This is a genomic window from Ureibacillus sp. MALMAid1270 (assembly GCF_049202975.1).
Lineage (GTDB): Bacteria > Bacillota > Bacilli > Bacillales_A > Planococcaceae > Ureibacillus.
Map to the genome: position 1 here is coordinate 58,034 of NZ_JBMIRP010000037.1, position 22,535 is coordinate 80,568.

Here is a 22,535-nt window from a genome sequence, read left to right on the forward strand (position 1 = left end):
TAATTTATTACAATGTTGATCCACTATCTAATTAGAATCTTGAGTCTTCCGATTAAACCAAAGAAATGTAACAATTACAAAAAGTATTGAACTGTAAACAGGCAAGAATTTTACCCCAATTGGTTCTTCAAATATTAACATGCAAGTTTTTTTCATTTTATTTGCTCCTTTCGTGTATGTCATAATCTTATCTGTTTATTTACTTCTAAAAAATGGACTCTATATTGATTTTGGAGTAAGCCTTGGGACTGAGAAGAGGCGGGGTTATGCTGGAAAGTGATTGATAATAGAAATAAAGGTGTGTGGATAATAGACAAATCCCAGGGGATAATAGACAAACCTCAAGGAATAATAGACAAATCCAAAGTGATAATAGACACCTAGCAAAACTTATTAGAAACACACCTAGCCAAGTACTCGCGGGTGGGGATAAAGTAAAAAGGATTGACCTGAAAGTTAAACTTTCAAGCCAATCCTTTTATTTTGATTAAAATCTATTAAGACAATCTATTTCGATAGTCTTCATATCCGAAGCGACGAACGACTTTTACGCCTTCTTCTTCGTTATATAGGCAAATACTTGGTAGATTTACGCCATTGAACATATGGTTTTTAACCATTGTGTAGTGAGCCATATCTGTGAATACTACTTTGTCTCCTGCTTTTAAAGGTTGATCGAAAGAGTAATCACCAATTACGTCACCAGCAAGACATGTCATACCACCTAAACGATATGTATGTGCCTTATCGTTAGGCGTGCTTGCTCCGATGATTTGTGGGCGGTATGGCATTTCCAACACGTCTGGCATATGACATGTCGCAGAACTGTCTAGGATAGCAATATCCATACCATTTTTCACAACATCAAGAACTGTTGTAACTAGATAGCCTGTATTTAACGCAATCGCTTCACCAGGCTCTAGGATAACATGTACATCATATTTCTCTTTAATATAGTTGATCAGATTGACTAACTTGTCCACATCATAATCAGGACGAGTAATATGATGACCACCACCAAAGTTTACCCATTTCATTTGATGTAAATATGGGCCGTATTTTTCTTCAAAGTGAGGAAGAATACGTTCTAGTACATCTGAGTTTTGTTCACACATCGCATGGAAGTGAATTCCTTCAACTCCATCTAACTCATCTGGACGGAATTGGTCGAATGGAATACCTAAGCGTGAGTTTAATGCGCAAGGGTCATATAACTCAGTCTCAACTTCTGAGTACCCTGGATTTACACGTAATCCAATTGAAACGTGTTTGTCTAAGCTTTGGATTTTTTCTTTGTATTTATTTAATTGATCAAATGAGTTGAAAACAATGTGATCAACGTATTTTAAATACTCGTCGATTTCATGCTCAGCATATGCAGGTGCATAAGCATGAACTTCTTTTCCAAATTCTTCGTAACCAAGGCGAGCTTCAAAAAGAGAACTTGAAGTAATCCCTTTTAAATATTGCCCAACCATCGGGAATGTTGAAAACATTGAAAACCCTTTTAGAGCAAGTAAGATGTCGCAACCAGTTCTGTCTTGTACTGATTTCAAAATCTCTAAATTACGTTTCAGCAAGCGCTCGTCAACTATATAACTAGGAGAAGGCACCTGTGTCCAATCTATTTGTTTCATTTATTTCGCCTCTTCTTTTTCAAGTTCAAGGTCGATTAGTTCAGGATTGAAGCTTTCTTGCCATGGAAGACCCCATTTATTTAAAGCTTCCATGAATGGATCTGGATCGAACTCTTCTACATTATATACACCTGGTTTTTGCCAAGTGCCGTTCATTACAAGCATTGCACCAATCATAGCTGGTACACCTGTTGTATATGAAATTGCTTGTGAACCAACTTCACGGTAACACTCTTCATGATCACAAACGTTATATACATAGTAATTTTTTTCTTCTCCGTCTTTTACACCACGGAAAATACAACCGATGTTTGTTTTCCCTTTTGTACGTGGTCCAAGAGAAGCTGGATCTGGTAATACTGCTTTTAAGAATTGAAGTGGTTGAATCATTTTGCCTTCGAATTCAATTGGCTCAATGGATGTCATACCAACGTTTTCTAAAACTTTTAAGTGCGTAATATATTTTTGAGAGAAAGTCATCCAGAAACGGATTTGTTTAATCCCTTTAATGTTTTTAGCTAAAGATTCTAATTCTTCATGGTATAGAAGGTACATATCTTTAGGTCCGATTTCAGGGAAGTTATACACTTCTTTGAACTCTAAAGGTTCTGTTTCTACCCATTTACCTTCTTTCCAGTAACGGCCATTCGCAGTAATTTCGCGAATGTTAATTTCTGGGTTGAAGTTCGTAGCGAAAGGATAACCATGGTCACCAGCGTTAGCATCTAAAATATCGATATAGTGAATTTCATCGAAATAATGTTTTAATGCATATGCCGAGAATACGCCTGTTACACCTGGGTCAAATCCGCTACCAAGTAGTGCAGTAAGACCTGCTTTTTCGAATTTTTCTTTATATGCCCATTGCCATTTATATTCAAACTTAGCTGTTTCAGGTGGTTCGTAGTTTGCTGTATCTACATAATGAACACCTGTAGCTAAACATGCATCCATAATTGTTAAGTCTTGATATGGTAAAGCTACGTTAATTACCACATCTGGTTTAAAACCATTGATTAATTCAATAAGTTCGTCCACATTATCCGCATCTACTTGCGCTGTATGGATAATAGTTTTACCGCCGTCTAATTTTTCTTTTAAAGCGTCACATTTTGACTTTGTTCGACTAGCGATCATGATCTCCTCGAACACTTCTGAATTTTGTACACATTTGTGTACCACCACGCTAGCAACACCGCCAGCACCAATAATCAATGCTTTACCCAATTCCTTATTACCTCCTTAAGTTGAAACATTTGATTTTAATGCAAATCAAACAAGATTTGCACAATAAAACAGATTATACCGAATTATTTTTTTAGTAGCAATTACTTTACTCTAAATTATTAGCTTAAATAGATAAGATTTTCTATTAATAGTTCACATTTAATAATATCTGTTAAAATATAGTTTAATCTAAATTAATAAAATTATTATTTAATGTTCTAAAAGAAATAACATAAGGATCTTTGAATGAATAGATAGGTGAGTTTGAAATTGGAAAGAAAGATAGTAAATCTATTTTGATAAATGTTTCTGCAGGGTCAATCATAATGGCAATCGGTATTTTTTTGTTAGGTGCAATACATCAATTTTCGACGATAGAGCATAAGTTAGGAGATGCTATTTCATTCATTATTTTTATTTCTCGTATGGATCGTGATGATTGGATGCTTTTTCACATCAATGTTCAATAAAAAGTATCGCCATGATTATTTATTTCATTCTATTATATATTTTGGAGCAGGAACTTGGTTGGAGAAAGTTCTTTTAAATTTCAACTTTTAGTGATGAATGTTTTAGCTTGGGTTGTATTAGCCCTATTAATAATAGAACTGTTTTTGTTGCTTCAATCTAAAGTAAAGCGCGCTTCTTTTAGTTAAAGAGGTGCGTTTTTTTTATAAATTTAGTTGTTTGTTCTAGTAAAAGTAGAACAAACTTGTTATAATAATTATAGAACATATTTTATCAATTTATCATTAATCAACAATCAGATTGGAGGTCGAAGAGGATGATCATTCAAATTGAACCGGATTCAGAAAAACCAATTTATACACAACTAACAAATCAAATTATTGAAGGGATCGCACGAGGAACTATTAAACCGGGTGATTCACTACCTTCTGTTAGATCATTCGCTGCAGATCTTGGTGTGAATATGCACACTGTCAATAAAAGCTACCACGAGCTTGAGAAGAAGGGCATAATCCAAATTGTCCCTAAATCAGGTGCGGTGATTATTAAACAAGAAGGGTACGATGATACAACTTATCAAAAGTTGAAAGATGAAATGCGTCCATATGTTGCGGAGGCAATTGTTTTTGGTATGAATGAAGCAAATATACAACAATTGGTAAAATCCATTATTACCGAATTAGATAACAATAAGTAAATTTTTATAGAGGGAGGGGACTTTCTATGTCGTTTTCATTAGGTTTAAGTATCGCAATTATCTTTTTCCTAACAATTGTGCAAACTGTTATACCATTCTTGGTTAAAAGAACTGTAGTGTTTGGGGTGACAATTCCAGAACAATATATAAAAGAGAAAAAACTAATTCAATATAAGAAACAGTATGCTTTCATTACTTTCATCATCGGAATGGTCATTCTAGCTTGCTACCTTTTCTGGGCATTAAATAATCAATTAAGTGAAGATCAAATCATTATGGTAGGCGTATTTATTGAATTCGCCATAATATTACTAAGTATGTCGTTCTATTTTTATTATCATGGAAAAATAAAACAATTAAAGCAAAAGAGTAAATGGATAGAGAATTTGAAGCAAGTAAAAGTGACAGACCTTTCTATTCGCTCACAGGATGAAATGCTACCTTGGTACATCTATCTATTTCCAATGGTCATTACAATAGGGTTAATTATTTATACAGTGATGAATTATGAATTACTGCCTGAAAACATCCCTACTCATTGGGGACCAACTGGAGAACCGGATGCCTTTACGAAGAAAACTCCGTTTACTGCCGTACAAATGCCTGGATTTTTACTGTTAATGCAAATTATGTTTTTAGGCATTCATATTGCTACGAAAAAATCAGGTATTAAGCTAAGTGTAACGAATGCATTGGCTTCTAGAAAGCGTCAACTTGGTATGAGGAAATATTCTAGTTGGTTAATGATTTTAGTATCTCTTGCAATTACAATTCTTTTTACGTTTTTCCAACTAACAACGATTCACCCGAATATATTTGATGGATCACCTTTACTGTTAATCATTCCATTTGTTATTCTAGCTATCATCTTAATCTCTACAATTACTTTTGCTATTAAAGTTGGTCGCTCAGATAAACAAATTGACCCTGTAATCGAAGGAAATATTACAGATATAGATGAAGACAAATACTGGAAAGGTGGTCTATGGTATTTCAATAAAAATGATCCTTCAATTTTTGTTGAGAAACGATTTGGTGTCGGCTACACATTAAATTTTGCCAACCCAATCGGCTACCTTATTGTGATACTTCCAGTGTTAATAATTTTATTTGTTTCGATTTTCTTAAACTAGTTCAATTTACTTCCACGTATGTTTAAGCATATTTCTCTTCCATAAATCTATTAAAAAAACGCCCTACTTGTTAGAGTAATAACAAGATAGGGCGTTCTATATTTTTTATGAAATTGTTGAAACATCTCCAATTTGAAGATCTTTCTCTTTTTGTTGTTTCTTTAATTTTTTCAGATCGAAACGAATCCATAATGAAATACATAATGAAATTCCGATTAATAATGAGAATAAGTAAAAAACAGGAATATAACTGTTTGTTGCATTTCGAATTGTCGTTACAATAATTGGACCAAAAATTCCACCCAATGACCAAGTAGTTAATAAATACCCGTGAATAACCCCTAGCTGTTTAGTACCGAATAAGTCACTTGCAAACGCAGGAAGGTTAGAGAATCCACCGCCGTAACAACTTACTACAAGGAAGATGAATAATTGGAATAGAATTACGTTCGTTGTAAATGGAAGTGTAACGAAAGTAATTAATTGAATGACAAAGAAAATAACAAACACATTATGGCGACCAATATAGTCTGAAGCAGCAGCCCATAATAAACGACCGCCTCCATTAAATAATCCCATTAAACCAACCATTGTTGCAGCTCCTGCAACGGATAATCCTACAATTTCCTGAGCCATTGGTGAAGCTACAGAGATCATCATAATACCTGCTGTAACATTTACTAAGTGCATAGACCAAAGCATCCAGAAATGTTTTGTTTTTACTGCTTCTCTAGCAGATAGTTGTGCAATTGGTTGAATACCTGCAGTTGATCCACCGTACTTATCAACTAACGGGTTTCCAACTGGTGGTGCAATATATAGAGCACCAAGCATCATTAAAATTAAATAACTAATTCCTAAAATGAAATAAGTATTTGAAATGCCAACTTGTCCCATTAAATAAGTTGCAACAGGAGCAGTAATTAACGCACCAGATCCGAAACCAAGAACGGCCATACCAGTAGCCAATCCTCTACGATCTGGGAACCATTTAACTAACGTTGATACTGGTGCTATATAACCAATACCCATACCTAAGCCACTTAACACCCCATATGTTAACCAATAAAGAACTACAGAATCTGTAACGATGGCTACACCAGCACCAGCTTGTCCAGCTCCAAATAATAGAGCTGCTACAATTGCGGATTTACGTGGACCCATTTTCTCTACTAAATTACCAAATAATGCAGCAGCAAATCCAGCTAATCCCATCATAATGGTAAAAGCAATGGTAACGTTTGTAGTACTCCATCCCATTTGCTCTGTAATTGGATTTTTATAAACGCTATATGCATATGCACCACCTATCGACAGATGTATAGCAATAGCTGAAAGTGCAATTAACCATCTATTTTTATTCATAATTTCTCTTTCAACCCTTCATTTTCTAACATTTGAATTTTTCGCGAATAATTCTTGATATAAAAGATAACATTTTATAAAAACATTTTGCAATAGAAAAAATAGAAAAATATTTTCTTTAAATAGAATTTCTGTAGGTTAAAAGAGAAAAAATGTAGTTTTCTGTATTACAACAGAGTTAATAAAATTTAATGAAACCTAATGAATAAAGGGGTTTCTTTGTTATGGAAATGATTAGTACAGTTGTAAAATGGAATGAGACAGAAATTTTCAGCATTAAGCAAAATATAATGTATTTTTTAAGATTGTTTCATAGCAATTCAATATGATCTAGAGAAATCAGTTTTAGAATAGTATTCTATTATTATTCATTTGATGTATAATTATACAATCGATAAATGAAAAATGGTGCTTAAACAGTAGTTCTAGTTTAAGCACCTATAGAAATAGATTATTTATTTTTCAACGTCAATTTAGCAACAATCTCCACTCTTGCTGTTTGAGGGAACATATCGACAGGTTGAATATAGTCAATTTTATAAAGTTTCGAGAGTTCACTTAAATCCTTCGCAAATGTGGATGGGTTACAAGATGTATAGACAAAACGTTTTGGTTTAATTTTTAACACAGTCTTGATAAAGCTTGGAGCAAGACCTGTGCGCGGTGGATCGACTGTGATGACATCTGGAATAAACCCTTCGCGACGCCATTTTTCAAGCCATTCTTCTGCAGTCCCTGTGTAGTATTTAGCGTGTGTAAACCCGTGATTACGGGCATTCTTTTTCGCATCGATAATACTTTCCGGAACAACGTCCATTCCTCGTACTTCTTTTGCATCTTTTGCTAACCATAAACCGATTGTTCCCACACCACAATAAGCATCAACAACGGTTTCTTTCCCTGTTAACTCTGCTGCTTTTTTTATTTCATCATATAAATGGACTGTTTGTTCAGGGTTTAGCTGGAAGAATGCTCTTGAAGAAAGATCAAATGCAAGCTCCCCTAGTTTTTCATGAATTGTTTCTTTCCCATATAAAGTAATAGTTTCATCACCAAAAATGAGCGATGTTTTTTCTCGGTTTACATTTTGTGTAATTGACACGATGCTTGGGTCAATTTTTAACATTCTCTCAATGAGTTCCTCTTTGTGAGGTAGTTCTTTTCTAGTTGTCACAAGACAAACTTGAGTTTCACCTGTTGAGATACCTGTTCGTACGACAATTGTTCGAACTAATCCATTTAAAGATTTTCCATCATAGATGGAGATGTTTAATTTTTGCAAGATTTTGCGCGTTCCAACTGTAATTTTTGAAGTAAGCGGGTGTTGAACTGCACACTCGTTAATATTTAATAATTTATTTGTTCCTTCTGCATATAGGCCGGCATATACTCGTTTTCCTTCTTTTCGTACTTGGAAGGAGCTTTTATTTCTATAGTGCCAAGGGTCATCCATACCAATTGTAGGTCGAACATCAAGTGAATCTGCGATTTGCTTTACATACTTTTCAAGAGATTGAACGACCATGTCGCGTTTTTCTTTTAATTGACCTTCATATGTTAAGTGCTGAAGTTGACAGCCTCCACATTCTGCATATACTGGGCAACTTGGTTCTTGTCGATATGGTGATGTAGTTCGTATGTTTAAAACTTCTGCTTCCGCAAAGCTTTTTTGTACGTTCGTAACTTTCACAGTTACAACTTCCCCTGGAAGAGCACCTTTTACAAACACTACGTTTCGTTTGAAAAAGCCTACACCTTCGCCATTAATACCTAATCTTTTTATTGTTAAAGGAAATTTTTGACCAACTTCCATCATTACTTTTTCGCTCAAGAGCTTTCACGTCCTTAGTACTTCAATTCAACTTATACTACTTTATATCGAAGCATGAAAGTATTGCAAGTGAAGATTATTGTTAATACTAGGATGGATAATGTTTCTTATATTAGACGATACTTTATTTAGAAAATTTTACTCGCAATTACCTTGAATTCGTGATATTCTAAAACTAATCGAATATTATTGTCCTTCGGGGTCGGGTGAAATTCCCAATCGACGGTGATGAAGCAATTCTAAGCCCGTGAGCTCTTTTCGAGCAGGATTTGGTGCAAGTCCAAAGCCGACAGTTAAAGTCTGGATGGGAGAAGGATGTAAATGTAAAAAGCTATTAATCATTTATTAATGGTTTAATTTCTTATTGCATTTTTGCATGAATCAGACACTCCCACTTATTTTGTAAGTGGGATTTTGTTTATTCTAAAACTCTTTTTGAATGTATTTCAAAAGAGCTTTTTAGTCATGCGCAGAAAAAATACTCCCAAACCTCTTAGGCTAAATTGCTTAAGTGGTTTTTTTATTTATTTCTAGCCTTATAAAAATAAGTAATAGGGAGAATAGCTAGATTTGTTGTTAAATCGTTAGAAGACCAAATTTATTAAAATTTAAGTAGAGGTGAAGTTATGTTTACGGGGATTATTGAAGAAATAGGAAAAGTAACAGCAATTAAAAAAGATTCAACAAGCATGGAACTTACAGTACATTGTCCCAAAATCTTAACGGATGCCCACTTAGGAGATAGTATTTCGGTTAATGGTGTTTGTCTAACGATTACAAATTTGCAAAGCGATAACATGACAGTTGATGTTATGCCAGAGACAGTTAAAGCAACCAATATTCATCAACTCAAAATTGGTGATCGTGTCAATTTAGAACGAGCGATGTCTGCAAATGGTCGTTTTGGAGGGCATTTCGTTTCTGGCCATGTTGATGGTTCAGGAACAATTCGTAGTATTAAACCGGTTTCCAATGCGGTTTATATCGAAATAGATGTTGATAAGGAAATTGCCAATAATTGTATACCAAGAGGTTCTATCACAATTGATGGGACAAGTTTAACAATATTTGACGTTACAGAGCATAGCGTTACAATTTCGCTTATTCCGCATACTCATGCTGAGACAATTTTAGGGATGAAAAAAGTTGGTGATCAAGTAAATATTGAAACAGATTTACTTGGAAAATATGTAAAACACCATTTACTAAATAGAGAAGAAAAATCGACTATAACGCTAGATTTTTTAAGACAAAATGGATTCTGAAGGTGGTCGAGATAATGTTAAATACTATAGACGAAGCATTAATAGATTTAAAAAAAGGAAAATCAATTATCGTTGTAGATGATGAAAACCGTGAAAACGAAGGTGATTTAGTAATACTTGCAGAATATGCAACACCTGAAAATATTAACTTCATGGCAACTTACGGCCGTGGTCTTATATGTACTCCAATTACAGAAGAATTAGCTGAAAAACTTCAGTTTAATCCAATGGTTGAAGATAATACAGATAATCACCAAACTGCATTTACTGTAAGCATAGATCATATTGAAACGACAACAGGTATTAGTGCATATGAGCGTTCGTTTACTATTCAACAATTGATGAATCCAAATGCGAAACCTGAACATTTTCGTAGACCGGGTCATGTGTTTCCGCTAATAGCAAAAACAAATGGAGTACTAGAAAGACAAGGACACACAGAAGCTGCTGTTGATTTAGCTATTGCATGTGGAAGTTTTCCGGCAGGAGTAATTTGTGAAATTATGGCTGATGATGGCACAATGTTACGTCTGGATGGACTATTAGACTATGCGAAGGAACATGACTTAAAAATCATTTCAATCGAAGATTTAGTTCAATATCAATTAAAAAATGAAAAATTAGTATAAATTAACTTTAATGAAAAGAGGAAACTAAAATGGGTAAAATATTTGAAGCACAATTAATTGGAACTGATTTAAAAATTGGAATTGTTGTAGGACGTTTTAATGAATTTATCACATCAAAATTACTTTCTGGTGCAATAGATGGTTTAAAAAGACATGGAGTAAGTGAAGAAAATATAGATGTTGCATGGGTTCCAGGTGCATTTGAACTTCCGTTTATAGCAAAACAAATGGTTGAAACAGGGAATTACGATGCTGTTATTGCATTAGGAACTGTTATTCGTGGAGCGACGAGCCATTACGATTATGTGAATAATGAAGCAGCTAAAGGTATAGCGAAAATTGCATTAGATACAAACGTTCCAGTTATTTTTGGACTTGTTACAACAGAAAATATTGAACAAGCAATTGAACGTGCTGGAACTAAAGCGGGTAATAAAGGTTATGATTCTGCGGTATCAGCAATTGAAATGGCTAATTTAAATAAAATGTTTAAGTAATACGAAAGGGACCTTGTGAAAAATAAGGTCCCTTCACTTTATTGTTTTTTTGTTTCTAAAGCATTATCGAGTACTAAATTATCTAATGATTCAAATGTATACCCTTGCTTCTTCGCTTCTTCGATAAACCTTGGAAGTCCTTCCGCATTATGCTTCGCCACAGTGTGCATTAGAATAATTGCCCCGGGATGTAATTGCTTCATAAGTTCGTTATAAGCATAATCTCCACCTTTTGTAGAGTTACGGTCCCAGTCCACGAAAGCGATAGACCAGAATATATGGCGATATCCGTGTTTATTGCCCACTTCTAACACTTTTTCACTAAACACCCCTTCAGGAGGGCGTGCATAGTAGGTACGCTCGACACCGGTTAATTGCTTCAATACTTCGTCGAATTTTTGCCATTCTTCTACCATCTTTTCTTCAGATAAATTGGCCATATTAGGATGACCATACGAGTGATTTCCGATGATATGACCTTCATTGACCATCCTTTTTACCAAGTCTGTTGCACTTTTAACATAATGCCCAGTTAAAAAGAAAGCTGCAGGTACTTTTTCTTTTTTTAGTGTATCTAAAATGCTTTCTGTATAACCATTTTCAAATCCATTATCAAAAGTTAAATAAATGACCTTTTTATCAGGTTTCCCTTTATATATGGCATCGTATTTTTTTAATACTGACTCTAGTTCATGGCCAACATCCACTGGTTGACCGTTTTTAGATTTTGTAAATCCCCAGCTATATGACTTGGCTAAAGCGTCTATTGGATTTAGAGAGAATGCGACTAATAGGATTAATGCTACCAGAAATGAACCGAGAGTATGATGTTTCCGCATAAATAAAGCCTCCTTTTTCAATATTAGATTGTGCAAAATGACTTCCATTATGCAGTAACTAATAATTTGGAAAAAGTGCCATAAGTTTATCGAAATGAAACATTAGCAAAAACGATGTATACTAATAGTTAAAGGAGTGTTTGTATGCAAGTTATTTCAAAAATCACTCGCCAAAAAAATAATGACCAACGATACAATATTTATTTAAATGAGAAGTATGCCTTTGCAGTTGATGAATCGACTCTCATTAAGTTTGGATTAACCAAAGGGAAAATACTCGAACAATTTGATATAGATGAAATTACTTATGAAGATGAAATCGCCAAAGCATTCAATCGGGGGTTAAATTTTTTAAGCTATCAAATGCGAAGCGAATATGAAGTGAGAAAGAATTTGTTGGATGCGGGATTTGGAGAAGCGGTTATATTAGAAGCAATCCGAAAACTTGAAAAACTAGGTTTTCTAAATGACGAAACTTATTCCAAAGCTCTGCTTGAAACGAAAAAGAAAACGGCGAAAAAAGGACCAAAAGCGATTAAACAGGATCTGATCAAAAAAGGAATCGATAAAGAAACTCAAGAAAAAGTATTAAATACCTTTACATACGATGAACAACTTAAACTTGCAAAAAGTTTAGCGGAGAAAACTGCTAAGGCAAATTCGAAAAAAACGCCGATGCAGGTTAAACAGAAGATTCAAGAGTTTTTATCTAGAAAAGGCTATTCTTTTGAAATTATTAATGAAATACTTGACCATATTGACCTTGAACGAGAAGATGATGATTGGGAACAAATTGTAGGACTACAAGGTGAGAAAATTTGGAATAAATATTCTTCGAAATTCACCGGTAATGAACTACGTTTGAAAGTTAAACAGGCCTTATATCAAAAAGGTTTTCCGATAGATGTAATTGATCGTTTTATAGAAGAAAAGGAGAGCGAATAGTATGGAAAAAAGTTATGCACAAATGACAGAACAAGAGCTGCGCAACGAAATTGCAAGCCTAAGAGAAAAAGCAAGAAAAGCAGAACAGTTAGGTATTTTAAATGAGTTTGCTGTATATGAAAGAAAAGCTGTAATGGCAGCGGCTTATTTAATCGATCCTAGTACTATTGAAAAGGGTGAAATTTACCGTTTAGACGGTTCTCCAGGTGAGTATTTTAAAGTGGAATATTTAAAAGGACGTTTTGCTTGGGGTTATCGTCTTGGTGGAGAACAATTTGAAGAAGCCCTTCCAATTTCATTATTATTACCAGTGAAAGCAGGTAAATAAAATGGACGCAAATGCAATTATTGAAAAGTTAACGAGTGAATTATTAGAGAAAAACCCTAACTTATCTGTAGGAAAAGCGCGAACGTGGATTGAATTGTTATGGAGTGATTTTGAGACGACATACGCAAAAGCTGGGTATGCCTATCGTGGTGCAGAGTATACTCAAAGAATCATTCGCCAATGGATCGAAAGTTACGGAGAAAAGATTCACGAGTTTGCTGGTAAAAATCCAAAGTACGCACATTTACTGGATGAAAGCGATGATTCATTGAACTAAATATTGAACAAATATAAAAAACACAAGAATCACGCATTCTTGTGTTTTAATTTATTTTATTAAACATGCATGGAGATTGAGATTATTGACTTGAACCAATTTGTAATTTCCTTTGAAGCTTATCTTCACTGAAAATCCAACCTGTATAGGATGTGACAATATTTAAATCCTCATCTAAATGTGCTACAGCGACAAAAGGATAACGATCATTACTGCGATATCTTAAATCGATCAATCTAACTTCTGTTAATCCACTCGGCAATTCTGAAATTTCCCAATTATACAATGGTGAGAAAGAAACAAAAGCAGCTAAGTTTGTATCACTTAATGCTTTATCTACCAATGGAGTTTTAGGAATGGGACGAATTTCTATTTTGTCATGGATATTAACTGTACGCCCATATGCTCGTCCGACATAGTAATGGGTTTTCGATTTAGCTGCCACTCGCCAGTAAAAGAATCGCATTGTTGGTGCAACAATAACACAATCCTCATCTTGTATTGTGTTACTAACGGCATTTTTAACCGCAGCTTGTACGGCAAATCTTAATATATAATAGATAACAATAATGGCATACATGATTCCGAATATTAAAACTGGATTTGCACCAAAACTCCACAAAAGGATTCCGATACAGTGCAAGCCAAAAATAATTGGATCAAACGTATTGATAACACCTAGAGCTACCCATTTTTTTGAAAATGGTCTTAATGCTTGTGTTCCATACGCATTAAAAATATCTACGAATACATGAAGGAACACGGCAAGAAATGTCCAAAGCCATAAATGGAAGATATTTGCCCCATCTGCGATAAGAGAGATAAAACCTGTGATTGCTAGTGGCCAAAGAATAACCGCTGGAATGGAATGCGTAATACCTCGATGATGTCGTATATAAACTGCATTATTTCTAAGTTTTAAAACGGTATCGACATCGGGAGCTTGTGAACCTATAATTGTACCTGCCATAACAGCACCAAATGTAATTGAATTTTGAGCTACTACTGGGTCGACAAGCGCAAGTCCACCTAAAGCAACACCCATAACTAAATGTGTGCCAGAATCCATTTTCATCAACTCCTTGAGTCGGAGATTATGTGAATGCTTACGATAATTTGGATAGTTTTCCAATTATCTTCATCAATATTATACCCTAATTACGAAAAATTAAATCTGTTCAAGGAGGAAGTCGTGAAATATCCTTATAAAAATGAATTTTCTTCAAACCTTGTAGAATGGTACCATCAAGAAAAACGTGATCTTCCATGGAGACGTACTAATGACCCTTATAAAATATGGGTTTCTGAAGTAATGCTTCAGCAAACTCGTGTAGATACAGTTATACCTTATTACAATCGGTTTTTAGAAAAATATCCAAATCTAAACTCCCTAGCATATGCCGAGCAAGATGAATTATTAAAAATGTGGGAAGGCTTAGGCTATTACTCGCGCGTTCGAAATTTACAATCAGGCGTTAGAGAAGTTGTTGAAAAATATGATAGTCAGGTACCTAGTAATCGTCATGATCTTTCAAAACTAAAAGGTATTGGACCATATACTGCAGGAGCCATATTAAGTATTGCTTTTAATAAGCCGGAACATGCAGTAGATGGTAATGTAATGCGAGTTCTAAGTCGTGTGCTTCTTATTAAAGAAGATATTGCTTTGCCAAAAACGAAAAAAATCTTTGAAGAAGCAGTTACTGAATTAATTGATCAAAAAGATCCGGGAGCATTTAATCAAGGGTTAATGGATTTAGGTGCACAAATTTGTACACCAACTTCTCCAAAATGTTTACTTTGTCCAGTCAGAGAATATTGTATGGCTTTCCAAGAAGGGAATCCAGATGAATTGCCTATAAAGTCTAAAAAAACGAAAACAAAAAGAGTGAAATTTAATGTGTTCGTGGCGAAAGATCAAGATGGAAAATATCTGTTAGAAAAACGCCACGAAGAAGGATTGCTAGCAAGTATGTGGCAATTTCCGATGGTAGAAAGAAATGATAAGGATACTGTACTAAATACAAGTGCGACCTTAGAGCAAGATTATCATCTGAAGTTGGTAAGTGCAGTGGAAGATCCATTACTATCATTCAAACATGTCTTTTCACATTTAGTTTGGGAAATGGATTGTTACATAGTGGAAGTATCAAATGTAGATACCCAAAGAGAAAAAACAGGTTTCTATTCACTAGAGGAAATAATGCAATTACCGATGTCTGTGCCAATGTTGAATATTTTGAATGTTCTAAAATGATTTATTTGAAAGTTCATCGAATAATCTCTTTGCCATCAGTCCACAATAATTTTAGTGGAGGTGAATTACGATGGCAAAAAACAAAAAACAAAACCGTAACAACAATAACAACAACAATAACAACAATGCTGAGTTTGGTGCAGAACAAGAATTCGCGCAACAAAATCAAAACCAAAAACAAAAACAACAAAATAACCAACGCAACAACCGCAAAAATAATAATAATGAGTAATACTACTTAGAAGTGAAATTTAGGTATAGACAATGGTCAATTGTCTATACCTAAATTTTTGCGTATTTTTCGTATCAATTTTTATTCAATACATCCTATATCTTAAGTGAGTCTTTTATTACAATTTATTTTTAATTGTTTACTCTTCTTGCTACAAGTTTTGGTAATCCATTGCTATAATATAATTGGGAAATCATATAACTTCATTCAAAAATGTTCGATCATTGGTTATTAACATTTTAAATCTCTACAATCAGTGTTATTACCAAAAAATGAAGTAGGGGCTCTGGCGGATGTAACAGATTTTCATAGGGGCGAAGAATGAAAAAATCTGAACATCAATCATACTTGTGACCAAACAACAGTATGTCACATTCATGCCTAAGCATATTTAATTATTTATAGCAGAGAAAAAGGTGGGCTTATATATGGCAATACCGGTAGAAGGAGAAAAGATACAAATACATAGCTATAAACATAATGGACAAATACATCGTGTTTGGCAGGAAACAACTGTATTGAAGGGAACGAAAAATATTTTCATCGGAGCGAATGAAAGGACACTCGTTACCGAATCAGATGGAAGAACGTGGCTAACTAGAGAACCCTCTATTTGTTATTTTCATGCAGAACATTGGTTTAATATCATTTGCATGTTAAGAGAAGATGGTGTTTACTATTACTGTAATATGAGTTCGCCATATGTATTTGATAATAATGCGATAAAATATATCGACTACGATCTTGACATTAAGGTTTTTCCGGATATGACCTATACCTTATTAGATGAAGATGAGTATGCTCAACATAAAAAGGAAATGGGCTATCCAGAAGTAATCGACAAAATATTAAAACGTAATGTTCAAAAACTTGTCAGCTGGATCAAGCAACGTAGAGGTCCTTTTGCACAAGATTTTATCGAGGTGTGGACAAATCGTTACCAATTTACAAAAGAAATGCAATCGTCCAATGAATAAACAATCGTGCCTATTGGTGTTTTGCCAATAGGCTTTTCTCTTAAACCACTATATAACACCAGTAAATCGTGGATTCAAATCAGTAAAACATCCATGTTGCAGTTACATGAAGGAAGTGAATTCAAAGTTTGGGTAGTATCAGAAGATATATGAGATTTGTAAAGCCCTATAAATGGGAAATCGTTTTAACTTTAATTATAGGTATTATAAAATTCGCGATTCCATTATTTATTCCATTGTTAACGAAGATTGTCATTGACGATATTATTTTAGAAGAAAGTTTAAGTTCTGATGAAAAAATTACACAGCTCGTTTACTGGCTAGGTGGAACGATTATTTTATTCTTTATCATTCGTCCGCCAATCGAATATTACCGTCAATATTATGCGCAACATGTTGGGAATAAAGTATTGTTTGACATCCGAAAAGAATTATTTGGTCATCTTCAAAAGTTAAGTTTAAAATATTATGCCAATACACGCGCGGGAGAAGTTATTTCTCGAGTAATAAATGACGTTGAACAAACTAAAAATTTCATCATGATTGGTTTAATGAATCTATGGCTCGATATCGCAACGATATTAATTGTCATTGGAATTATGTTAACGATGGATGTTGGGTTAACACTTGTTGCGATTATTTCATTACCCTTATTTGCAATTAGCGTGAAGTATTTCTTTGGGAAGTTACGGGATTTAACTCGTAAACGATCACAAGCATTAGCGGGTGTACAAAGTTACTTACATGAACGGGTAAGTGGCATAAGTATTATTAAAAGTTTTGCTCTTGAAAAACATGAACAACAAATTTTCGACAAAGAAAACGGTGAATTTCTAGACCGCTCACTAGACCATACAGTTTGGAATGCCAAATCATTTGCAGTAGTCAATACCATTACTGATATCGCACCACTTCTTGTTATTGGATGGGCAGGTTATGAAGTAATAAACGGAAATCTAACTGTAGGAACTGTGGCTGCTTTTATGGGATATATTGAGCGTTTATATGCACCATTAAGAAGGTTAATGAATTCATCAACAACATTAACTCAATCGATTGCTTCGATGGATCGTATGTTTGAACTGATGGATGAAAAATATGATGTGAAAGATAAAGTAGGTTCGAAAAACTTACCGGCAGTTAAGGGGCAAGTTGATTTTGAAAATGTAACCTTTAAGTATGATCACGAAGGGAACACAATATTAAATAATATTACTTTCCATATTAAACCTGGTGAGACTGCTGCCTTTGTAGGAATGAGTGGTGGTGGCAAGTCTACGATTGTAAGTTTAATTCCTCGATTTTATGATGTAACGAGTGGGAAAGTAAAAATTGATGGAATGAATGTTGAGGATGTAAAGCTACATTCATTACGTTCTCAAATTGGTATTGTGTTACAGGATAATATTTTATTTAGTGATTCTGTAAAACAAAATATACTGATGGGTCGACCAGAAGCAACTGACGAAGAAGTGATTGAAGCAGCGAAAGCCGCGAATGCACATGATTTTATTATGTCATTGCCAAATGGCTATGATACAAAAGTAGGAGAGCGTGGTGTGAAACTATCTGGTGGACAAAAACAACGTGTTGCGATTGCCCGTGTATTCTTAAAAAATCCACCAATCTTAGTTTTAGATGAAGCTACTTCTGCACTTGATTTAGAGAGTGAAGCTTTAATCCAAGAATCGTTAGAACGGTTAGCACATAACCGAACAACTATAATTATTGCTCATCGCCTTTCAACAATCACACATGCAAATAAAATCTTTGTAATTGATCATGGGGAGTTAGTTGAAGAAGGTACACATGATGAATTAATGGAAAAACAAGGTGTATATTATGACCTGTTCCAAATACAGAAATTAGACTAATTTATGATGTTCAATAGAAGTTAGGAAACTTCTATTGAACATCTTTTTTATTGACTTCTACAATGTGATTTTAATTTCAAATTGATATGACTAATAGCGAAAAAAAATAGAGATTTATGAATTAAGAGATCCAACTAATTTATTTCTAGTTGGATTTCTTATGTTTTTGGGATATTAATGTCGAAGTATAAGAAAATTTGTAGATTAAATTTATCGGAAAATTGTAATATTTATTGTTTTCAATACATAAGAATAAGAAGTTAACTATCGCAAAATAAAAGATTCATTGTTTTATAAGTAACTAACTCTACTAAATATTTGCGAGGGGGTCTAATATGGACAACGAAATCTTACTACAAGTTAATGACTTAGAAACTACCTTCTTTACGAATGATGGAAAAGTACCTGCAGTTGATCACATTGACTTCCATGTATACAAAGGTGAAATTTTAGGGATTGTAGGTGAATCTGGTTGTGGAAAAAGCGTTACATCATTATCAATTATGGGACTAGTTCCTTCTCCACCTGGAAAAGTCACCTCAGGAAGTATTTTATTTGAAGGAATGGATTTAACTAAACTTCCTGAAAGTAAAATGCGAAGAGTTCGCGGAAATGATATTGCGATGATCTTTCAAGAACCAATGACATCCTTAAATCCTCTTTTTACCATAGGTAATCAGATTGTGGAAGCAATTTTATTGCATGACAAAAAGAGTTCTAAAAAAGAGGCAAAGTCCAAGGCAAATGAAATTATGAAGCTAGTAGGGTTACCACGTCCTAACGAACTGATGAATCAATACCCTCATCAGTTATCAGGGGGGATGCGGCAAAGGGTAATGATTGCTATGGCACTTGTATGTAACCCGAAACTGTTAATTGCTGATGAACCGACAACCGCTTTAGACGTAACAATACAAGCACAAATTTTAAAGTTAATAAAAGAATTAAACGAAAAACTTGATATGGCTATGTTAATCATTACTCATGATTTGGGAGTTGTTGCAGAAACATGCCAACGAGTAATTGTTATGTATGCAGGGCAAATCATTGAAGAAGGATTTGTGAATGAAATTTTTAAAAATCCACAGCATCCATATACTCTAGGACTCATAAAATCTGTTCCAGATATGCGATATAAAAAGGAGACTCTGTACTCAATCCCAGGTAATGTACCGAAGCCAGGTTCAGTAGAAATTGCCTGCAGGTTTGCTTCTAGATGTCAATATGCGATGGAAAGATGTACAAAAGAAACACCACCTTTATATGAAGTAGCTAATTCTAGTACACATAAATCTAGATGCTTTTTATTACAGGAGAAAGGTGGTTTAGAGAATGTCGAACATCTTGTTGAAAGTCAATAATCTGAAAAAATACTTTCCCATTCATAGTGGAGTAATTTCAAAGAATAAATCATATGTAAAAGCAGTTGATGATGTATCTTTTCAAGTTTACGAAGGAGAAACGCTAGGAATTGTAGGTGAATCTGGTTGTGGCAAATCGACAACTGGTAGGACAATTATGCGGTTAATCGAACCAACTGAAGGGTCTATTAACTTTAATGGAATAGAACTTTCTAGTCTATCCAAAAGCGAATTACGTAAAGTAAGAAGACACATTCAAATGGTATTTCAAGATCCATACGCATCATTAAATCCTAGACATACAGTCGAAAAAATCTTAGAAGAACCATTAATTGTTCATGGGATAGGATCAAGTAAAGAGCGAAAACAAAAGGTTCTTGAATACTTAGAAATAGTTGGATTACGTGTAGATCACGCAAAACGGTATCCTCACCAGTTTAGTGGAGGTCAAAGGCAACGAATAGGAATTGCTAGGGCATTAATGACAAATCCAAAGCTAATTATTGCTGACGAGCCGGTCTCGGCTCTAGATGTGTCCATACAATCACAGGTACTAAATTTAATGCAGAGATTGCAGGAAGATTTAAAATTAACTTATATCTTTATCTCACATGATTTAGGTGTTGTAAGACATATAAGTGATAGAGTTGCTGTGATGTATTTAGGAAAAATAGTAGAGCTTGCTGATAGTGAATCGTTATATAGTGAGCCACTTCACCCTTATACAAAGGCATTACTATCTGCTGTACCAATACCAGATCCAGAGTTTACTAGAGAACAAATTATTCTAAAAGGAGACATTCCAAGCCCATCGAATCCACCGAAGGGCTGTAGTTTTCATACAAGGTGTCCTTACGCAATAGATATGTGCAAGACTGAAATGCCTGAATTTAAAGAAGTAAAAAACGGTCGCTCTGTTGCATGTCACTTATATAGTGAAAGCGGCAATGACATAAAGTTAGTTCTATCAGGAGGGATAAAATGAAGAAGAGAAAATTTTTAACTTTATGGTTGTTTTTAGTTCTAGCATTAATGTTTGTCCTTACAGCTTGTGGTGGTGGACAAACAACAGAACCATCTGAGACAGATACAACAACGACAGATAAAGGAGAGACAACTACTTCAGAAGAACCGAAAAATGATGTTCCTCAAATATTAGTATTTGGGCGTGGTGGAGATTCTGTTTCTCTTGATCCTGCTATTGTAACAGACGGAGAATCATTTAAAGTAACAGAAAATATCTTCGAAACATTACTAAACTTTGGTCCCCAAGATACTACTATTAATCCTGGTTTGGCTAAAGAATGGGAAGTTAGTGAAGATGGATTAACGTATACTTTCAAATTACAAGAGGGAGTAAAGTTCCACGATGGAACTGATTTTAATGCAGATGCAGTAGTTAAAAACTTAGAAAGATGGAAGGGCGGTGCTGCTGAACAGTTTTATTATTTCCACTCAATGTTTAAAGCAAATGGAGAGGATATTATTGAATCTGTAGTAGCGGAAGATGAATACACAGTTGTATTTAAACTAACTCGACCACAATCTCCTTTCCTTAAAAATATTGCAATGAGTCCTTTTGGTATTGCATCACCAACAGCTTTTGAATCTGCCGGTGATAAATTCGGTGACAATCCAGTAGGTACAGGTCCATTTAAATTTGTGGAATGGAAACGAAATGATTCTATAACTATCGAAAAAAATCCAGATTACTGGCAAGAAGGGTTACCGAAATTAGACAAAGTTATCTTCCGATCTATTCCTGACAATTCAGCTCGTTTAAATGCACTACTTGCTGGAGAAATCGATCTTGCAGATGGAATCAACCCATCAGATGCTAACATTATTGAAGGAAATGCAGATTTACAATTAATCGAAAGACCTTCTATGAATATAGGTTATTTAGGTTTAACAAATACACGTCCACCATTTGATAATAAATTAGTGCGTCAAGCTGTTAACTATGCAATTGATAAACAAGCAATAATTGATGCATTCTTCGATGGTCGCGCACAAGCAGCGGTAAATCCAATGCCTCCTTCGATTAGTGGATACAATGATGATATTGCTGGCTATGAGTATAACCCTGAAAAAGCGAAAGAATTATTAGCGGAAGCTGGTTATGATGGCACTGAAATTGAACTTTGGGCTATGCCAGTTCCTCGTCCATATATGCCAGATGGTCAAAAAGTAGCAGAAGCTATCCAAAAGAACTTAGCAGATGTTGGTATTCCTGCGAAGATTCAAACTGTTGAATGGGCAACGTATCTAGATAAAGCAAATCAAGGTGAATTCGATGCATTTTTATTGGGATGGACAGGTGACAATGGAGATGCAGACAACTTCATATATACATTATTAGATAAAGATAACATTGGAAGTAATAACTATGCGTATTATTCAAATGATGAGTTACATGAAATTCTAATAGCTGCACAATCAGAAGTAGATGAAGAAGTACGTAATAATCTTTATAAACAAGCGCAAGAAATCATTCATGAGGATGCACCATGGGTACCTTTAGCACACTCTATTCCGCTTCTTGCGGCTAAGAAGGGAGTAACTGGATATTTACCACATCCAACAGGATCTGAAAGTCTACAAAATGTGTCAATTCAATAGTGTATCTGTCGAATAAATGTTCTAAAAATTTAATTGAGTTTGTACCAGGTACACAAAAGGGAAGGTAATTACCT

The 22,535-nt window shown here is 34.5% G+C and carries 23 protein-coding genes and 1 riboswitch; of the genes, 16 read left to right on the top strand and 7 right to left on the bottom strand.

Features of this window, described 5'->3' with window-relative positions; translation table 11 throughout:
* Positions 1-27 precede the first annotated feature (27 nt).
* The 3 genes from ACOQFO_RS04520 to ACOQFO_RS04530 form a co-directional block, all read right to left on the bottom strand.
* Positions 28-183, bottom strand: a complete 156-nt coding sequence (locus tag ACOQFO_RS04520) for a DUF5957 family protein (RefSeq protein WP_421688512.1) — start codon at positions 181-183, stop codon at positions 28-30.
* A 314-nt stretch (positions 184-497) separates the two neighbouring features.
* Entirely contained in the window at positions 498-1,637 is a 1,140-nt protein-coding gene (gene nspC, locus ACOQFO_RS04525) for a carboxynorspermidine decarboxylase (RefSeq protein ID WP_421688513.1), read from the bottom strand.
* Entirely contained in the window at positions 1,638-2,864 is a 1,227-nt protein-coding gene (locus ACOQFO_RS04530; RefSeq protein WP_421688514.1) for a saccharopine dehydrogenase family protein, read from the bottom strand. It abuts the gene before it with no gap.
* A gap of 326 nt (positions 2,865-3,190) precedes the next feature.
* Between ACOQFO_RS04530 and ACOQFO_RS04535 the strand changes: the two genes are divergently transcribed.
* The 3 genes from ACOQFO_RS04535 to ACOQFO_RS04545 all read left to right on the top strand — a co-directional run bounded on the left by ACOQFO_RS04535 (position 3,191) and on the right by ACOQFO_RS04545 (position 5,162).
* Positions 3,191-3,334, top strand: a complete 144-nt coding sequence (locus ACOQFO_RS04535) for a hypothetical protein (RefSeq protein ID WP_421688515.1) — start codon at positions 3,191-3,193, stop codon at positions 3,332-3,334.
* 314 nt (positions 3,335-3,648) lie between these two features.
* A complete protein-coding gene (locus ACOQFO_RS04540) occupies positions 3,649-4,029 on the top strand; it encodes a GntR family transcriptional regulator (protein WP_421688516.1) in 381 nt (126 codons plus the stop codon).
* Between the two features lie 26 nt (positions 4,030-4,055).
* A complete protein-coding gene (locus ACOQFO_RS04545) occupies positions 4,056-5,162 on the top strand; it encodes a DUF1648 domain-containing protein (protein WP_421688517.1) in 1,107 nt (368 codons plus the stop codon).
* Positions 5,163-5,267: 105 nt separating this feature from the next.
* Here ACOQFO_RS04545 and ACOQFO_RS04550 read toward each other — a convergent pair whose 3' ends face one another.
* Together ACOQFO_RS04550 and rlmD are read right to left on the bottom strand one after the other, a co-directional pair.
* Positions 5,268-6,527, bottom strand: coding sequence for an L-lactate MFS transporter (locus ACOQFO_RS04550; RefSeq protein ID WP_421688518.1), 1,260 nt, complete (start codon positions 6,525-6,527; stop codon positions 5,268-5,270).
* 451 nt (positions 6,528-6,978) lie between these two features.
* Entirely contained in the window at positions 6,979-8,340 is a 1,362-nt protein-coding gene (gene rlmD / locus ACOQFO_RS04555) for a 23S rRNA (uracil(1939)-C(5))-methyltransferase RlmD (protein ID WP_421688547.1), read from the bottom strand.
* 206 nt (positions 8,341-8,546) lie between these two features.
* A riboswitch (FMN riboswitch) is annotated at positions 8,547-8,678 on the top strand.
* Between the two features lie 306 nt (positions 8,679-8,984).
* Between rlmD and ribE (ACOQFO_RS04560) the strand changes: the two genes are divergently transcribed.
* Genes ribE (ACOQFO_RS04560) through ribE (ACOQFO_RS04570) form a run of 3 tightly spaced genes read left to right on the top strand, consistent with a single transcriptional unit; the run spans position 8,985 to position 10,749 of the window.
* Positions 8,985-9,623 (top strand): riboflavin synthase, encoded by a 639-nt coding sequence (gene ribE / locus ACOQFO_RS04560; protein WP_421688520.1) that lies wholly within the window; start codon positions 8,985-8,987, stop codon positions 9,621-9,623.
* A gap of 14 nt (positions 9,624-9,637) precedes the next feature.
* Positions 9,638-10,252 carry a 3,4-dihydroxy-2-butanone-4-phosphate synthase gene (gene ribB, locus ACOQFO_RS04565; protein WP_421688521.1) on the top strand — a complete coding sequence of 205 codons (615 nt, stop codon included), beginning with the start codon at positions 9,638-9,640 and terminating at the stop codon, positions 10,250-10,252.
* 29 nt (positions 10,253-10,281) lie between these two features.
* Positions 10,282-10,749, top strand: coding sequence for a 6,7-dimethyl-8-ribityllumazine synthase (gene ribE, locus ACOQFO_RS04570; RefSeq protein ID WP_421688522.1), 468 nt, complete (start codon positions 10,282-10,284; stop codon positions 10,747-10,749).
* Positions 10,750-10,787: 38 nt separating this feature from the next.
* Here ribE (ACOQFO_RS04570) and pdaA read toward each other — a convergent pair whose 3' ends face one another.
* Positions 10,788-11,588: a delta-lactam-biosynthetic de-N-acetylase gene (pdaA, locus tag ACOQFO_RS04575; RefSeq protein WP_421688523.1), complete on the bottom strand. Its 801-nt coding sequence runs from the start codon at positions 11,586-11,588 to the stop codon at positions 10,788-10,790.
* 144 nt (positions 11,589-11,732) lie between these two features.
* Between pdaA and recX the strand changes: the two genes are divergently transcribed.
* From recX to ACOQFO_RS04590, 3 genes are read left to right on the top strand one after another with little or no spacing between them, the layout of a single operon-like run.
* The gene (gene recX, locus ACOQFO_RS04580; RefSeq protein WP_421688524.1) at positions 11,733-12,533 is read left to right on the top strand and encodes a recombination regulator RecX; all 801 of its coding nucleotides are present in this window, start codon (positions 11,733-11,735) and stop codon (positions 12,531-12,533) included.
* A 1-nt stretch (position 12,534) separates the two neighbouring features.
* Positions 12,535-12,861, top strand: coding sequence for a YfhH family protein (locus tag ACOQFO_RS04585; protein WP_421688525.1), 327 nt, complete (start codon positions 12,535-12,537; stop codon positions 12,859-12,861).
* A 1-nt stretch (position 12,862) separates the two neighbouring features.
* Positions 12,863-13,138 (top strand): YfhJ family protein, encoded by a 276-nt coding sequence (locus tag ACOQFO_RS04590; RefSeq protein ID WP_421688526.1) that lies wholly within the window; start codon positions 12,863-12,865, stop codon positions 13,136-13,138.
* A gap of 82 nt (positions 13,139-13,220) precedes the next feature.
* Here ACOQFO_RS04590 and ACOQFO_RS04595 read toward each other — a convergent pair whose 3' ends face one another.
* Complete coding sequence (locus ACOQFO_RS04595) at positions 13,221-14,207, bottom strand: metal-dependent hydrolase (RefSeq protein WP_421688527.1); 987 nt, start codon at positions 14,205-14,207, stop codon at positions 13,221-13,223.
* Between the two features lie 123 nt (positions 14,208-14,330).
* Here ACOQFO_RS04595 and mutY point away from each other — a divergent pair, with 123 nt between their 5' ends.
* From mutY to ACOQFO_RS04630, 7 genes are all read left to right on the top strand, one after another.
* A complete protein-coding gene (gene mutY, locus ACOQFO_RS04600) occupies positions 14,331-15,395 on the top strand; it encodes an A/G-specific adenine glycosylase (protein WP_421688528.1) in 1,065 nt (354 codons plus the stop codon).
* Between the two features lie 70 nt (positions 15,396-15,465).
* Positions 15,466-15,627, top strand: coding sequence for a hypothetical protein (locus ACOQFO_RS04605; RefSeq protein ID WP_421688529.1), 162 nt, complete (start codon positions 15,466-15,468; stop codon positions 15,625-15,627).
* 428 nt (positions 15,628-16,055) lie between these two features.
* Positions 16,056-16,604 (top strand): DUF402 domain-containing protein, encoded by a 549-nt coding sequence (locus ACOQFO_RS04610; protein ID WP_421688530.1) that lies wholly within the window; start codon positions 16,056-16,058, stop codon positions 16,602-16,604.
* Positions 16,605-16,753: 149 nt separating this feature from the next.
* Entirely contained in the window at positions 16,754-18,478 is a 1,725-nt protein-coding gene (locus ACOQFO_RS04615) for an ABC transporter ATP-binding protein (protein WP_421688531.1), read from the top strand.
* 335 nt (positions 18,479-18,813) lie between these two features.
* Positions 18,814-19,839 carry an ABC transporter ATP-binding protein gene (locus tag ACOQFO_RS04620; protein ID WP_421688532.1) on the top strand — a complete coding sequence of 342 codons (1,026 nt, stop codon included), beginning with the start codon at positions 18,814-18,816 and terminating at the stop codon, positions 19,837-19,839.
* On the top strand, positions 19,811-20,824 hold the full coding sequence (locus tag ACOQFO_RS04625; protein WP_421688533.1) for an ABC transporter ATP-binding protein: 1,014 nt from the start codon (positions 19,811-19,813) through the stop codon (positions 20,822-20,824). The genes ACOQFO_RS04620 and ACOQFO_RS04625 overlap by 29 nt, the downstream gene beginning before the upstream one ends.
* Positions 20,821-22,461 (top strand): ABC transporter substrate-binding protein, encoded by a 1,641-nt coding sequence (locus ACOQFO_RS04630; protein WP_421688534.1) that lies wholly within the window; start codon positions 20,821-20,823, stop codon positions 22,459-22,461. The genes ACOQFO_RS04625 and ACOQFO_RS04630 overlap by 4 nt, the downstream gene beginning before the upstream one ends.
* The last annotated feature ends 74 nt before the right edge of the window (positions 22,462-22,535 follow it).